Here is a 14,722-nt window from a genome sequence, read left to right on the forward strand (position 1 = left end):
GACCTCAGCGGTGTCTCAGCAGGCGCCCAGGTCCTGCCACACGCCCCACTCGCCGGTGGTGCCGGGCTCGGCGCCCTGCGTCCACCACTTGGCCTTCCACTGGTGCCCCTTGTGCGACACGGTCGTCCCGCCGCCGTACGCGGTGGCCGCGACGTACGCGGGCGCGGTGCACGCTCCCGGAGTGGGCGTGGGAGTGGGAGTGGGCGTCGGTCCCGGCCCCGGTCCCGGACCCGTGCCCGGCTCCACCGTCTCGGTGCCGCGCGCCAGGTCGCCGGCGAGCGCGTACGACGTACCGCCGATGTTCACCGTCCAGTTCCACGGGGTGGACACCGGCAGGTAGTAGTTGAAGGACAGGTCGACCGACGCGCCGGGAGCCAGGGACTGCCAGGCCGGGAGCTTCAGCGAGGCCCGGTGGAAGTCGCCCTTCAGGCCGCCGACGTTGCTGCCGGTGTGGTCGCTGCTGATCACCTTCGTGCCGAAGCCCGACTGGTCGGACGCGTTGTTCGGCGCGGCCGTCGCGTAGTCGAACTGGAACTCCGTGCCGCCCGGCAGCGCCGTCTTCGTGTTGTTGGTGATCTTCAGCTTGGGCGTGATCGGGTAGTTGGAGTCGCCGAGCTTGAACTCGCCGAACTCCACGCCGATGTTCACGGCCTTCTTCGGCAGCGCCTTGTTCGAGACCGCCGCGCCGTAGGGCTTCGCCGCCTTGAACTTGTCGTACATGAGCGAGGTCAGCGTGTTGCCGGTCTCGTACTGGCCCTTGGCCGCGTTCCAGCCGTAGTCGCCCGCCAGCTCCCAGATCATCGTGCCGCCGATGCCCCGGTCCACCACGTAGTCGGCCTTGGCGCCGACGGACTGCTCGTCCTCCGTCGACAGGAAGACCTTCTTCTCGGCGTTCCACAGCCACGGCGCGACCAGCGAGGAGTCGTACTTGCGGGCGTAGGAGCCGGTCAGCCTGGTGCCGGCCGGGAATCCGTACTTCCCGACGTAGTCGCCGACGATCCCCTTCTCCAGGTTCTTCGCGTGCCACATCGGGTTGGAGCCCGCCGGGGACTCCTTGCCGTTGTCGTCCTTGTCGTGCCACAGGTTGTCGATGCCGACCGCGCCGTCGCCGCACTTGGTCAGGCCGGACCCGGCCGGGCAGGTGGTCGCCGCCGCCTTGCCCCACAGGCCGTCGGTGCCGCCCTGCACGTTCTTGTGGCCGCGCGTGTAGTAGGGCAGGCCCACGTTGATGCGTCCGGCGGGCATCGAGCCGCGGAAGTAGTGGTACGCCCAGTCCGTGTTCAGGTAGCCGATGCCGCCGTACTGGGCGCTGCCGTAGACGTTGGCGGCGGCCAGCTCGCCGTCCTTGCCGTTGTCGAAGAGCGCCGCGTTCGGGCCGACGTGCTCGTTCCAGGCGCCGTGCAGGTCGTACGACATGATGTTGACGTAGTCCAGGTACTTCTGGACCTGGAAGGTCTCCATGCCGCGCAGCAGGTAGCCGGAGGAGGGGGCGGCGACGGTGAGCAGGTAGTGCTTCCCGTCGGCGGCGCCGGCCCGGTCCAGCTTCTCGCGCAGGGTCTTCATCAGGGCCGCGTAGCCCTTGACCAGACCGGTGCGGCGGGCGTTGGCCAGCGTCCAGTCGAGCGGGTTGCCCGCGTCCTTCATGGTGGTCGGGTACTCGTAGTCGATGTCGACGCCGTTGAAGCCGTACTTCTTGAGGAAGGCGACGGTGGAGTCGGCGAAGGTGTTGATGCCGGCCTGGTTGACCGAGCCGTCGGCGTTGGTGGCCATGGAGTAGAAGCCGCCGGAGTTCACCCGCTTGCCGTCGTCGCCGAAGTAGCCGCCGGTCTCGGCCCAGCCGCCCACCGAGACCAGGGTCTTGACGTCCGGGTGCTTCTTCTTGAACTTCTCCAGCAGGTTGAAGTGGCCCTTGTAGGGGAGCGCGGGGTCCATCTCCGCGCCCGCCACGCCCGGCCAGGTCATGCCGGTGGCGGCGTTCTTCTCGCCGTCCGCGCCGACCGAGATCCTGTTGTCGCCGCCGATGTGCGCGAAGGCGTAGTTGAGGTGGGTGACCTTGTCCCAGGGAATGTCGGATGCCAGGTAGGCGGGCATGCCGTCCTTGCCGGTGCGCCAGCCGGTGAAGTAGCCGATGATGCGGCGCTGGTGGTCGGCGCCCATCTTCTCGCGGCCCTCGGTGTCGTAGACCGAGCAGTACGGGACGTCCACGCCGGGCGTCTTGTGGAGCCCGTCGGGCCGACAGGACTCGTGGTCGACGGCGGCCGCGGCCGCGGGCGCCGCCGGGGCGGCGGTGGCGGAGAGGGTGCCGACGAGGAGCGCCGCGAGAGCGGTGGCGGCGGTTCCGGCGGCGAACAGGGAGGTGCGGGCGCGGGAGGGCGCGGGTCCGGCGGATCTTGTGGGGGACAGCACGTCAGGTCCTCCTGGGGAGGCTCAGCGTCACACGGCGACGGTACGGGGATGGTCCGTGATGCGGGCCCGGGGTGTGCGCACACCGGCGGGCTGTCTCCTGGGAGGTGACGCAGACGTTAAAAGGACTAGACCAAGGCGTCAATAGGTCTGGACCAGTCGGAGGTCGACCCGCCCGCACATGTGCCGAATGTGACCCCGCCCACACCCCTGTGAGTCAGCCCACAGACAAACCCCGGGAGTGCCGACGGGCAGTCGTGGCACACTGGCCCTGTACCAGCAGCAGCGCACTCCGGGGTCGGTGCAATTCCGAACCGGCGGTTATAGTCCGCGACCCGGTCACCTCCAGTGACCGGTTGACCAGGTGTAATTCCTGGACCGACGGTGAAAGTCCGGATGGGAGGCAGTGCGCGGCGGGCCGTCACAGGCTTTTTTCGGTACGCCGCCGTCGGCGGTTCCGTACCCGGACCCTCCCGGGCGGAGCCCTCTTTTCCGGCTCGGCGTGACCGTTGTCCTACCTCCGTGACGCACCCGTTCCTCTGTCGACATCGACAGGCCCCGGAGTCCGTGCCCGAAGAGGCAGGAGGACCCGGTGGCAACCGCCGCAGCCGAGCAGCCAGGCCCCAGCGGCCAGGCCGACGAGAACGCCATGCGCCGAGCGATCGAGCTCGCCGCCCGCGCGCTCGGCGCCACCAGCCCCAACCCGGTCGTCGGCTGCGTCATCACCGACGCCTCGGGCGAGGTCGTCGGCGAGGGCCACCACCAGCGTGCGGGCGGCCCCCACGCCGAGGTCCACGCCCTGCGCGCCGCGGGCGACCGGGCCCGCGGCGGCACCGCGTACGTCACCCTGGAGCCCTGCAACCACACCGGCCGCACCGGCCCCTGCGCGCAGGCCCTCATCGACGCCGGAACCGCCCGCGTCCACTACGCGGTCGGCGACCCGAACCCGCGGGCCACCGGGGGAGCGGACACCCTGCGCGCCGCCGGGATCGCGGTCACCCAGGGCCTCCTGGAAGCCGAGGCCGCCGCCGGGAACGCCGCCTGGCTCACCTCCGTACGACTGGGCCGCCCGTACGTCCTGTGGAAGTACGCTTCCACGCTCGACGGACGCGCCGCCGCCGCCGACGGCACCAGCCGCTGGATCTCCTCCGCCGCCTCCCGCGCCGACGTGCACCGGCTGCGCGCCGAGGCCGACGCGGTCGTCGTCGGCTCCGGCACGCTGCGCGCCGACGACCCGCACCTCGCCGTGCGCGGCATCGACGGCGCGGTCCAGCCGCTGCGCGTCGTGCTCGACACCAACGCCACGATCACTCCCGCAGCCCGTGTCCTCGACGACGCCGCGCCCACCCTGATCGCGGTCGCCGAGGACGCCGAGACCGGCCTCCCCGGCGTGCTGCGGCTGCCCCGCGCGGCCACCGGCCTGGACGTGAACGCCCTGCTCGCCGAGTTGTACGCCCGAGACGTCCGCTCCGTGCTGCTCGAAGGCGGACCCACCCTCGCGGGCGCGTTCGTCGCCGCCGGAGCCGTGGACAAGGTCGTCGGCTACCTCGCCCCCGTCCTCCTCGGCGCGGGCCCCGCGGCCCTCGCCGACGCAGGAATCTCCACCCTCGCGGACGCGTTGCGCCTCGATGTGACCGAAACGGTGCACATCGGGCCCGACCTCCGCGTCACCGCCGTCCCCACCGCCACCAAGGAGCGCTGAGCGTGTTCACCGGAATCGTCGAAGAACTGGGTGAGATCACCGCCGTCGAGAACCTCGGCGACTCCTCCCGCTTCCGCCTGCGCGGCCCCCTGGTCACCGAGGACGCCCGGCACGGCGACTCGATCGCCGTCAACGGCGTGTGCCTCACCGTCGTCGAGACCGCCGACGGCGAGTTCACCGCCGACGTGATGGCCGAGACCCTGAACCGCTCCAGCCTCGGCGCCCTCGCCGTCGGCTCCCGGGTCAACCTGGAACGCCCGATGGCGCTCGGCGGACGCCTCGGCGGCCACCTCGTCCAGGGCCACGTCGACGGCACCGGCACCATCGTGGCCCGCGAGCCCTCCGAGCACTGGGAGGTCGTCAGGGTCGCCCTCCCCGCGGGGCTCTCCCGGTACGTCGTCGAGAAGGGCTCCATCACCGTCGACGGCGTCAGCCTCACCGTGGTCGAAGCCGGCGACGACTACTTCACCATCAGCCTCATCCCCACCACGCTCGCCCTGACCACGCTCGGCGTCAAGCAGCCCGGAGACCCGGTCAACCTCGAAGTCGACGTGCTCGCCAAGTACGTCGAGCGCCTGCTCGGCACGCAGCACGGCAACCCCGCCCGCACCGACACCGGCACCGGCACCGACAAGGAGACCGTGAAGTGAGCGCCCTGTCCTGGCTCAACTCCGAAGCCTTCACGGCCTTCGGCCAGCACATCCTGTGGTCCGACATGATCGGCAACTCCGTCGGCCTGCTCGCCCTCGCCCTGGGCTGGCGGCGCTCCATATGGACCTGGCCCGCCCAGCTCGCCTCCGGCCTCATCCTGGTCGCCGCCTACGCCTCCGTGCACCTCAGCGGCGGTGTCGGCAAGCAGCTCCTGGTCATCGGGGTCGCCCTGTGGGGCTGGCGGCAGTGGCAGCGCGGCAAGCAGCAGGCGCAGGACGGCACCATCGCCGTCCGCTTCGCCACCTGGCGCGAGCGCGGCCTGCTGCTGGGCGGCGCGGCACTCGGCACCCTCGCCGTCGGCGGCCTCTTCACGCTCTACCCGTCGCTGTCCTGGAGCCCGTGGGCGGACGCGTACATCTTCGTCGGCACCCTCGCGGCGATGGTGGCGCAGGCCCGCGGCCTGGTCGAGTTCTGGTTCGCGTGGCTGCTCGTCGACCTGGTCGGCGTCCCGCTCGCCTTCTCCAGCGGACTGGCCTTCTCCGGTTTCGTCTACGTCATCTACCTCGCCCTCGTCCTGTGGGGGATGCGGGACTGGTGGCTGCGCTCCCGCGCCGCCGCCGGACCCGCGCTCGAAGGAGCCACGGCATGACCACCGCGCTGACCCCCGCCCCGTACGACAGCCGGGAGACACTCGTGGACCCCCACAACGACCACGACGACCTCGCCCTCGACCCCGTCGAGCAGGCGATCCGCGACATCGCGGCCGGCCGGCCCGTCGTGGTCGTCGACGACGAGGACCGCGAGAACGAGGGCGACCTGGTCGTCGCCGCCGAGCTGATCACGCCCGAGATCGTGGCGTTCATGATGAGCGAGTGCCGCGGCCTGATCTGCGCCCCCATGGAGGGCCCGGAGCTGGAGCGGCTCGCGCTGCCCCAGATGGTCGAGCACAACACCGAGTCGATGCGCACGGCCTTCACGGTCTCCGTCGACGCCTCCGCCGAGCACGGCGTCACCACCGGCATCTCCGCCGCCGACCGCGCCACCACGCTGCGGCTGCTGGCCTCCGGCGGGAGCACCGCCGGCGACTTCGTCCGCCCGGGCCACATCTTCCCGCTGCGCGCCCGCCCCGGCGGCGTGCTGGTCCGCGACGGCCACACCGAGGCCGCGGTCGACCTCGCCCGCCTCGCCGGGCTGCGCCCCGCCGGGGCCATCGTGGAGATCGCCGACGAGAACGGCGTGATGCTCCGCCTCCCGGAGCTGATCCCCTTCGCCCGCAAGCACGGCCTGACGATCATCTCCATCGAGGACCTGATCGCCCACCGCCGCGCCACCGAGACCCCCGCCCCCGCGCCCCGGGCCCCCGCCGTCCTGCGCGAGGCGGCCGTCCACCTCCCCACCTCCTTCGGCGAGTTCACCGCCTACGGCTACCGCGCGCCCGACGGCGTCGAGCACGTCGCCCTGGTCCACGGCGAGATCGGCGACGGCGAGGACGTCCTGGTCCGCCTGCACTCCGAGTGCCTGACCGGCGACATCTTCCACTCCCTGCGCTGCGACTGCGGCCCCCAGCTCGACGCCTCGCTGCGCAGGGTCACCGAGGCGGGCCGGGGCGTCGTGGTCTACCTGCGCGGCCACGAGGGCCGGGGCATCGGCCTGCTGTCCAAGCTGCGTGCGTACGAACTCCAGGAGCGCGGCGTCGACACCCTCGACGCCAACCTGGAACTCGGCCTCCCGGCCGACGCCCGGGACTACGCGGCGGGCGCGCAGATCCTCGCCGACCTCGGGGTCCGCAGCCTGCGTTTGATGACGAACAACCCGGACAAAATCACCGCGCTGGTACGCAACGGACTCACCGTCTCCGCACGCGAGGCCATGCCCGTCACCGCCGGCGAGCACAATCTGCGCTACCTGCGCACCAAGCGGGACCGCATGGGCCACGACCTGCCCTGGCTGGACGGCGCGGCCGCTCCCACCTGCGGCAACCAGTAACCAGACCACCACCGAGCAAGGAGAAACGCGCGTGAGCGGCAAGGGTGCACCCGAACTGAGCGTCAAGAACTGCAACGACCTGCGGGTGGCGGTGATCGCGGCCCAGTGGCACGAGAAGATCATGGACGGCCTCGTCGACGGCGCCCTGCGCGCCCTGCACGAGCTGGGCATCGACGAGCCCACCCTGCTGCGCGTCCCCGGCAGCTTCGAGCTGCCCGTCGTCGCCAAGGTCCTCGCGGGCCGCGGCTACGACGCGATCGTCGCCCTCGGAGTCGTCATCCGGGGCGGCACCCCCCACTTCGAGTACGTGTGCCAGGGCGTCACCCACGGCCTCACCCAGGTCTCCGTCGACACCGGCGTCCCCATCGGCTTCGGCGTGCTGACCTGCGACACCGAGGAGCAGGCCCTCGACCGCGCCGGGCTGTCCGGCTCCACCGAGGACAAGGGCCACGAGGCGGTCACCGCCGCCGTCGCCACCGCCACCACACTGCGCACGGTCGCCGAACCCTGGCGCTGAGTGGCCGCCCCTGACGCCGGACGCCGAGGGGGCACCCCGTACTCTAAGGACCATCATGGCCAACAAGACTTTCGAAGAGCTCTTCACCGAGCTCCAGCAGAAGGCCGCCACCGGCGACCCCACCACCTCCCGCACCGCCGAACTGGTGGGCAAGGGCGTCCATGCCATCGGCAAGAAGGTCGTCGAGGAGGCCGCCGAGGTCTGGATGGCCGCCGAGTACGAGGGCAAGGAAGCCGCCGCCGAGGAGATCTCGCAGTTGCTGTACCACGTCCAGGTGATGATGGTCGCCCGCGGGATCTCGCTCGACGACGTCTACGCCCACCTCTGAGCACGCACCCCCCTCTTTTTTCCCTCCCCGCAACTCCCTTCGCACCAAAGGAAGCCGACCTCATGCTGCGCATCGCCATCCCGAACAAGGGCTCCCTCTCCGGACCTGCGTCGGCGATGCTCCATGAGGCCGGCTACCAGCAGCGCAAGGAGTCCAAGGAACTCGTCCTGGTGGACCCGGCGAACGAGGTGGAGTTCTTCTACCTCCGCCCCAAGGACATCGCGATCTACGTCTCGGCCGGCCGCCTCGACATCGGCATCACCGGCGAGGACCTCCTGGTCGACTCCGGGGCGGGCGCCGAGCCGATCCTCCCGCTCGGCTTCGCCCGCTCCACCTTCCGCTTCGCCGCCAAGCCGGGCACCGCCACCTCGGTCGAGGACCTGGCCGGCAGGACCATCGCCACCTCGTACGAGGGCATCGTCGCCAAGTTCCTCGCCGAGCGCGGCATCGACGCCTCCGTCGTCCACCTGGACGGCGCCGTCGAGACCGCCATCGAACTCGGCGTCGCCCAGGTCATCGCGGACGTCGTGGAGACCGGCACCTCGCTGCGCAACGCGGGCCTGGAGGTCTTCGGCGAGCCGATCATGACCTCCGAGGCCGTCGTGATCCGCCGTACCGGCGCGGAGACGGACGACCCCAAGGTCCAGCAGTTCCTGCGCCGCCTCCAGGGCGTCCTGGTGGCCCGTTCGTACGTGATGATGGACTACGACTGCCGGGTCGAGCACCTGGAGAAGGCCGTGGCCCTCACCCCCGGCCTGGAGTCCCCGACCGTCTCCCCCCTCCACCACGAGGGCTGGGTCGCGGTCCGCTCCATGGTCGCCGCCAAGGAGGCCCAGCGGATCATGGACGACCTGTACGAGCTGGGCGCGCGCGCCATCCTCACCACGGCCATCCACGCCTGCCGCCTCTGACTTCCGCCGCTCCCCCTCTCGTCCCCACGAAGGATGCCGTCCGCCGTGTCGCAGCCGCCGCTCCCCGCCCTCCCGGTCACCTTCCGGCCCAACCGGACCAGGGCGGTGCTGCTGACCATAGGCACCGCGATGTTCGTGGTCGTCTCGGCGATCGGCTTCCTGCTGCCAGGACTCGGCCCCGGCGAGCGGCTCACCTTCGTCTTCACCGGTGCGCTGTTCTTCGGCGTCCTGCTGCTGCTCAGCCGCCCCAAGGTGGTCGCCGACGCGGACGGCGTCACCGTCGTGAACCTCACCACCAAGCGGCGTCTCGCCTGGGCGGAGATCCTCAAGGTCAATCTGCGCCCCGGTGACGCCTGGGTGTTCCTCGACCTCAGCGACGGCACCAGCCTGCCCGCGCTCGGCATCCAGCCGGGCATCGCCAAGGAGAAGGCCATCCGCGACGCCCGCGCGCTGCGCGACCTCGTCGAGGCGCACGGCCTCCACGCGGACTGAGCGTCCTCGCCCGCAGGACCTGTGCGCCTGCCCGTCCCGGCGCCTCGTTGATTACTCTGTGGGGTGGCGTGCCACGGGCGCGCCGCCCCGCTCTGCACGGCCCTCCGGGGCCCCGCGGGGTCGTCCCTTCGACCCGAGGAGTGACTCCCTCCAGCAATGGACGGATCGTCCGGTAGTACCTGCGCCGCCCCCTCCCTCCACGAGGCGGCGGCATGACCATCCCGCTTCTGCTGCTCGCCGCAGCGTTCCTCCTGATCCTCGCCAACGGTTTCTTCGTGGCGGCCGAGTTCGGCCTCGTCACCGTCGAGCGGCCGGACGCCGAACGCGCGGCCGCCGCGGGCGACCCACGCGCGGCCACCGTCGTGAACTCCCTGCGCGAGCTGTCCTTCCAGCTCTCCGGCACCCAGCTCGGCATCACCCTCACCTCGCTGGTGGTGGGCATGCTCGCCGAGCCCGCCCTCGCACAGCTCCTCGGCGGACCGCTGACCGCCGTCGGCATCCCCACGGGCGCCGTTCCCGGCGTCAGCGTCGTCATCGGCATGCTGCTGGCGTCCGCCGTGCAGATGGTGATCGGCGAACTCGTGCCGAAGAACTGGGCGGTCGCCAAGCCGCTCCAGGTGGCCCGTTTCGTGGCCGGCCCGCAGCACCGCTTCTCGACCCTGTTCCGTCCGGTGATCACCCTGCTCAACGCCACCGCCAACCGTCTCGTACGGCTGCTGGGCGTCGAGCCGACGGACGAGCTGGCCTCCGCCCGCACCCCCGGCGAACTGGTCTCCCTGGCCCGCCACTCGGCACGGGCCGGGGCCCTGGAGCAGGAAACCGCGGACCTCTTCGTCCGCACCCTGTCCCTCGGCCACCTCACCGCGCAGCACGTGATGACGCCGCGGGTGAAGGTCGCCTCCCTCCAGTCGACGGCCACCGCCGCCGACGTCCTCAACCTCACCCGGGCCACCGGCCTCTCGCGCTTCCCGGTCTACCGCGAGCGCATCGACGAGATCGTCGGCATGGTGCACCTCAAGGACGCCCTCTCCGTCCCGGCGCACGAGCGGATGCGGGTCCCCGTCGGCCGGATCGCCGTCGCACCCCTGCTCGTACCGGAGACACTGCCCGTGCAGCGGCTCCTGGAGCGGCTGCGCAGCGAGCAGCCGATAGCGGTCGTGGTGGACGAGTACGGCGGCACGGCCGGGGTGGTCACCCTGGAGGACATCGTCGAGGAACTCGTCGGCGAGGTCCGCGACGAGCACGACGCCCAGGGCGCGGACCGGCCGGAACTCGCGGCCGTGGCCCCCGCCGAGGACGGCAGCCCGGCCTGGGAGGCCGACGGCGGCTGCCGGGTCCTGACGCTGCGCCGGATAGGACTCGACGTCCCCGAGGGCCCGTACGAGACGGTGGCCGGCCTCGTCGCCGACCTCCTCGGCCGCATCCCCGCCCCCGGCGACCGGGCCGAACTCCCCGGCTGGCAGCTCTCGGTCCGCCAGGTCGGCCGCTACCGGGCGGAACGCGTCCGCCTGGTGCGCCGCGCCGCCGCCGCCGGCGTCGGCGCCGAACAGCTCGTGGAGGCGGCCCGATGAGCGCCCTGCAACTCCTCTTCGCCCTGCTCCTGGTCCTCGCCAACGGGTTCTTCGTCGGCGCGGAGTTCGCCCTCGTCTCGGTGCGCCGCAGCCAGATCGAACCGCTCGTGTCCGAGGGCTCGGCCCGCGCCAAGCAGGTCATGCACGGGCTGGAGCACCTGCCGCAGATGATGGCGGCGGCCCAGTTCGGCATCACCGTCTGCTCGTTGACGCTGGGCGCGGTGGCGGAGCCGACCGTGGCCCACCTGCTGGAGCCGGTCTTCCACGCGGCCCGGGTGCCGGACGCGCTGGTGCACCCCCTGGGCTATGCGATCGCCCTCGCGGTCGTGGTCGCCCTGCACCTGGTCATCGGCGAGATGGTGCCGAAGAACCTGGCGATGGCCGCCCCGGAGCGGACCGCGCTGTGGTTCAGCCCGGGCCTGGTCGCCTTCGCGCGGCTGTGCCGGCCGGTGACGGCGGCACTGGACTGGTGCGCGCGCATGGTGCTCAAGCTCGTCCGGGTCGAACCCAGGGAGGAGGTCGAGTCCGTCTTCACCAGCGAGCAGCTCAACCGCCTGGTGGAGGACTCGGGCCAGGCGGGCCTGCTGGAGCCGGGCGCGCAGGAGCGCCTGGAGGACGCGCTGGAGCTGGGCAGCCGTCCGGTCACGGACGTGGTGCTGGGCCGGTCCTCGCTGGTGACGGTCGGCCCGTCGGTCACCCCGCGCGAGATCGAGGAGCTGACGGTCCGGACGGGCTACTCGCGCTTCCCGGTCTGCGCGCCCGGCCCGCTCGGGGCCTTCATGGGGTACGTCCACGTGAAGGACGTCCTGGACCTGGACGAGGCGGAACGGGCGGTGCCGCAGCAGGTGTGGCGTCCGCTGCCGACGCTGCGGGCCGAACTCCCGCTGGACGACGCGCTGTCCGTGATGCGCCGGGCGGCGACGCACCTGGCGCAGGTGGCGGACGCCTCGGGGCGGGTGCTGGGGCTGGTGGCGCTGGAGGACGTGCTGGAGAAGCTGGTGGGGGAGGTGCGGGACCCGGCGCACCGGGAGGCCCCGGCGCCGCCCCTGGTCCCGCGGCCGACGGACCTGGTGGAGGCGCGGGTGCCGGAGACGATGGCGGGGTAGGGCCACCGGCCGGGGGGCGGGGCTACAGCCCGCCCCCCGGCGGTTCCGCCGTGCGGGGGCCGCGGCCCGACAGGACCTCTCCGTAGGCCTGCATCAGGTCGGGGAGGCGCAGGGTCGACAAGTCGTCACGGGTCGGCGTCGCCGCGTACCCCGACAGCCGCAGGTCCCGGTACGCACAGCTCTTCTCGTACAGCGTCCGCAGGAACCGCCCGTTGCCCAGCTCGTCGATCCACCCCTGGGCCACGACGTGCCCGGCGATGCTCCGCAGCTCCTCCAGCGCCTCCTCGTCCCACACGTCCCCGTTGTCCCCGGCCAGCACCTCCCCGATGCTGGTCAGCTCCGGCGGCCGGTAGCTCGGGAAGTCGACCCGGGTGGTGAAGCGGGACGACAGGCCGGGGTTGGCGGCCAGCAGCCGGTCCATGCCCTCCGGATACCCGGCGAGGATGACGACCAGGTGGTCCCGGTTGTCCTCGGCCCGCTTCAGCAGCACCTGAAGCGCCTCGTCCCCGTACGCGTCGCCCTTGCTGTAACCGGAGTTGGCCAGGCTGTACGCCTCGTCCACGAAGAGCACGCCCCCCATCGCCGAGTCGATGAGCTCGTTCGCCTTCACGGCCGTCTGCCCGAGGAACTCCCCGACCAGATCGGCCCGTTGCGCCTCCACCAGGTGGTCCCCGCCGAGCAGCCCGAGCGCGTAGAAGACCCGCCCCAGAATCCGGGCCACGGTCGTCTTCCCGGTGCCCGAGGGGCCGGAGAAGACAAAGTGACGTTTCGGCGGCTGCACCGGCAGGCCCTGCCCGGCCCGCAGCCGCGCCATCTCGAGCTGCGCCGACAGCGCCCGCACCTGCCGCTTCACCGGCTCCATGCCGACCATCCGGTCCAGCTCGCCGAGCGCCTGCTCCAGGAGCGCCGGATCGGACGGCCCGGCGGGGAAGGGCGGCAGCCCGGTGGGCCGGGGCGGTCCGGCCTTCTCCCGTACGCCACCGCGCGGACCCGGCGGCACCGCGCCCCCGAACGGCAGGTTCCCGTCACCGCCCAGGCGCAGTTCCCCGCCCCCCTCCAGGATGTCCAGCTCGCCCTGCGACTCCGCGGACTCCTGGCTGCTCAGCGATACGGTCGCCAGCCCGGCCGCCGACTCGTCGCAGCCGTCCAGGCCGTCGCCCTCGGAGATCGCCGCGAGGCGCGCCGCGGTGTCCATGAACGCCGGGTCCACCCTGTGCACCGCCCGGTACAGCGGCAGCGCGGCCGCCGAACGCCCGGTGCCCTCGTGGGCCCGCGCCAGCCAGTAGCGCAGCTCCTTGCGCTGCGGCTGCTCGCTGCGGCAGCGCATCAGCGAGGCGGACAGCAGCGGCTCCGCCTGCCCGAACATCTCCAGCCGCACGCGCGCCATCCCGCCGAAGAGCCCCGACTCGATGCCCAGCAGCGGATCGTCCACCAGCGGGTCGGTGTGCCGGACCAACTGCTCCCAGTCCTTGACCAGATACGCCCGGCAGGCGTGCAGGAAGCGCACCTGGTGGTCGGTGTCCACGGGCGGCAGCCCCGCCAGCGCCCGGTCCAGCTCCGGCACGTGGCGTCCGTCGAGCCAGTGCGAGGCGTGCGCGAGCAGCAGGTCGCGCGGGCTCTCCAGCACCGGCTGCACCCACCAGCCCAGCCAGTACCAGGAGTTGAGCGTCCTGCGGTGCCGAGTGCGCTGCTCGCCGAACCGCTCCCGGTGGCGGTGCATGCGCAACAGCGCCGTCGTCGTGTCGATGCGCAGGGCGTGCAGGCCGAGCCAGCCGTCCGCCATGCCTGGATCCAGTCGTACCGCCGCCCGGAATTCCTCCTCCGCCTGCGGGTACGCCCCCATGGTGTAGGCGTCCACGCCGCGCAGCCAGGCGAGGTCGGCCGGGGCGGGTGTGCCCTGCGAGCCGAAGTCCATCACGTCCCCCACAGACCGTGCCCCCCGTGATGTGCGCCGGACGTGTGCCAGTGACCCATTGTCGTTGGCATATGCCCGAACCGCTGTGTCCCGGACGGGAATTGACCGCACCGAAGGGCATCGTACCTGGGCAGGGGGCACCTGAATAAGGGTGGCGCGAGGGGTGCGAAGACCGTGACCCTGGGTGAGCGAACCGGCTCCGGGAACACCCGAGTCGGGGGAGAGAGGGCAGAACGAAGCCCCCGATCACGGGGGAACAACCGGGGGCTTCGTGTCTGCGGGCGGCTCCGTAAAGCCGCACATTGAGAACGTAAGACCTGTACGGCCCCCGGGTCAAGCGGAGTTGGGGCACTCGCGGGGGCGGTTTTCCGGCCGTTCCGCAGGGCCCGGATGGGCTGTCACGGAGAGTGATGGAACGGTTCGCTCACGCGGTCGCGGGGGACCCCTCGCGCCACTCGTACCCCTCCCGTGTCTGACGTATCAGAGTGTCGGCGAACGGACGCGAGGGGTCCGCCGAGAAATGCCGCGTCTCGGCGCGCGTCCATCCGTCCCAGAAGGCGGACTGTGCCGTTCCGTCCCGTTCGCGCCCGCGCGCCCAGGAGCGCCCGGCGTCCAGATCCATCCACAGGAGGTGCGCCAGGTGCGGGCGCAGTTCCCTGCGCCCCGCGCCCACGCCCTCCAGGACGACGACGGGCGCGGGCGGGAGCTCGTACCGCTCGGGCCCGAAGCGCCGGAGCGTCCAGTCGTACGGCGCGAACCGCGCGTGCGCGCCCCGCGCGAGGGGCGTGAGGACCTGCGACCGCAGCCGTTCCGTCCAGTCGAACAGGGCGTCGTGGCTGGCCAGATCGTCCAGGTGCAGGACGGGAGCGCCGCCGAGCGCGTCGGCCAGACGCCCGGCGAAGGTGCTCTTGCCGGAACCCGCGTGCCCGTCCACGGCGACCAGCCGGACCGGACCGAGGGACGGGGGAAGGGCGCTCAGCCGGGCGGCGAGCGGGGCGATGCTGTTCACCCTGGCCACCCTACGAGTGCCGCCCTCCGCGCGCCGCCACAGGCCACGGGGAGGGCGGTCGCAGTATGGGGGGCGGCCCGTTGGTCCGGAGGGCGCGGCGGGCCGGCCGTGCGGTCCCGGGCGGCCGTACG

At 72.2% G+C, this 14,722-nt stretch carries 13 protein-coding genes and 1 riboswitch; of the genes, 10 read left to right on the forward strand and 3 right to left on the reverse strand.

Annotation, left to right across the window (positions count from 1 at the left end; genetic code table 11):
* Window positions 1–15: 15 nt before the first annotated feature.
* Window positions 16–2,406, reverse strand: coding sequence for a chitinase C-terminal domain-containing protein (locus ACZ56L_RS26045; RefSeq protein WP_471066630.1), 2,391 nt, complete (start codon window positions 2,404–2,406; stop codon window positions 16–18).
* 280 nt (window positions 2,407–2,686) lie between these two features.
* Window positions 2,687–2,817, forward strand: a riboswitch (FMN riboswitch).
* A gap of 178 nt (window positions 2,818–2,995) precedes the next feature.
* On the opposite strand from ACZ56L_RS26045, the gene ribD reads away from it, so the two are divergent.
* The 10 genes from ribD (at window position 2,996) to ACZ56L_RS26095 (ending at window position 11,667) form a co-directional block, all read left to right on the forward strand.
* On the forward strand, window positions 2,996–4,105 hold the full coding sequence (gene ribD, locus ACZ56L_RS26050; RefSeq protein ID WP_471066632.1) for a bifunctional diaminohydroxyphosphoribosylaminopyrimidine deaminase/5-amino-6-(5-phosphoribosylamino)uracil reductase RibD: 1,110 nt from the start codon (window positions 2,996–2,998) through the stop codon (window positions 4,103–4,105).
* A gap of 2 nt (window positions 4,106–4,107) precedes the next feature.
* Window positions 4,108–4,755: a riboflavin synthase gene (locus tag ACZ56L_RS26055; RefSeq protein ID WP_471066633.1), complete on the forward strand. Its 648-nt coding sequence runs from the start codon at window positions 4,108–4,110 to the stop codon at window positions 4,753–4,755.
* Window positions 4,752–5,405, forward strand: a complete 654-nt coding sequence (locus ACZ56L_RS26060; RefSeq protein ID WP_345225035.1) for a nicotinamide mononucleotide transporter family protein — start codon at window positions 4,752–4,754, stop codon at window positions 5,403–5,405. The genes ACZ56L_RS26055 and ACZ56L_RS26060 overlap by 4 nt, the downstream gene beginning before the upstream one ends.
* A complete protein-coding gene (locus ACZ56L_RS26065; protein ID WP_468688027.1) occupies window positions 5,402–6,742 on the forward strand; it encodes a bifunctional 3,4-dihydroxy-2-butanone-4-phosphate synthase/GTP cyclohydrolase II in 1,341 nt (446 codons plus the stop codon). Before ACZ56L_RS26060 ends, ACZ56L_RS26065 begins: the two co-directional genes overlap by 4 nt.
* A gap of 31 nt (window positions 6,743–6,773) precedes the next feature.
* A complete protein-coding gene (gene ribH / locus ACZ56L_RS26070; RefSeq protein WP_345225040.1) occupies window positions 6,774–7,259 on the forward strand; it encodes a 6,7-dimethyl-8-ribityllumazine synthase in 486 nt (161 codons plus the stop codon).
* 55 nt (window positions 7,260–7,314) lie between these two features.
* Window positions 7,315–7,587, forward strand: coding sequence for a phosphoribosyl-ATP diphosphatase (locus ACZ56L_RS26075; RefSeq protein WP_345225042.1), 273 nt, complete (start codon window positions 7,315–7,317; stop codon window positions 7,585–7,587).
* Between the two features lie 62 nt (window positions 7,588–7,649).
* A complete protein-coding gene (gene hisG, locus ACZ56L_RS26080) occupies window positions 7,650–8,498 on the forward strand; it encodes an ATP phosphoribosyltransferase (protein WP_345225045.1) in 849 nt (282 codons plus the stop codon).
* A gap of 33 nt (window positions 8,499–8,531) precedes the next feature.
* Window positions 8,532–8,990 (forward strand): PH domain-containing protein, encoded by a 459-nt coding sequence (locus tag ACZ56L_RS26085; protein ID WP_345225047.1) that lies wholly within the window; start codon window positions 8,532–8,534, stop codon window positions 8,988–8,990.
* Window positions 8,991–9,202: 212 nt separating this feature from the next.
* Window positions 9,203–10,561 carry a hemolysin family protein gene (locus ACZ56L_RS26090; protein WP_471066637.1) on the forward strand — a complete coding sequence of 453 codons (1,359 nt, stop codon included), beginning with the start codon at window positions 9,203–9,205 and terminating at the stop codon, window positions 10,559–10,561.
* Window positions 10,558–11,667 (forward strand): hemolysin family protein, encoded by a 1,110-nt coding sequence (locus ACZ56L_RS26095; protein ID WP_401760668.1) that lies wholly within the window; start codon window positions 10,558–10,560, stop codon window positions 11,665–11,667. The genes ACZ56L_RS26090 and ACZ56L_RS26095 overlap by 4 nt, the downstream gene beginning before the upstream one ends.
* Before the next feature lie 22 nt (window positions 11,668–11,689).
* Here the strand turns inward: ACZ56L_RS26095 and ACZ56L_RS26100 are convergent, their stop codons facing one another.
* On the reverse strand, window positions 11,690–13,582 hold the full coding sequence (locus ACZ56L_RS26100) for an AAA family ATPase (RefSeq protein WP_471066715.1): 1,893 nt from the start codon (window positions 13,580–13,582) through the stop codon (window positions 11,690–11,692).
* Between the two features lie 424 nt (window positions 13,583–14,006).
* A complete protein-coding gene (locus tag ACZ56L_RS26105; protein WP_345225055.1) occupies window positions 14,007–14,591 on the reverse strand; it encodes a uridine kinase family protein in 585 nt (194 codons plus the stop codon).
* Between the last annotated feature and the right edge of the window lie 131 nt (window positions 14,592–14,722).

The organism is Streptomyces sp. NPDC039736, assembly GCF_055596485.1.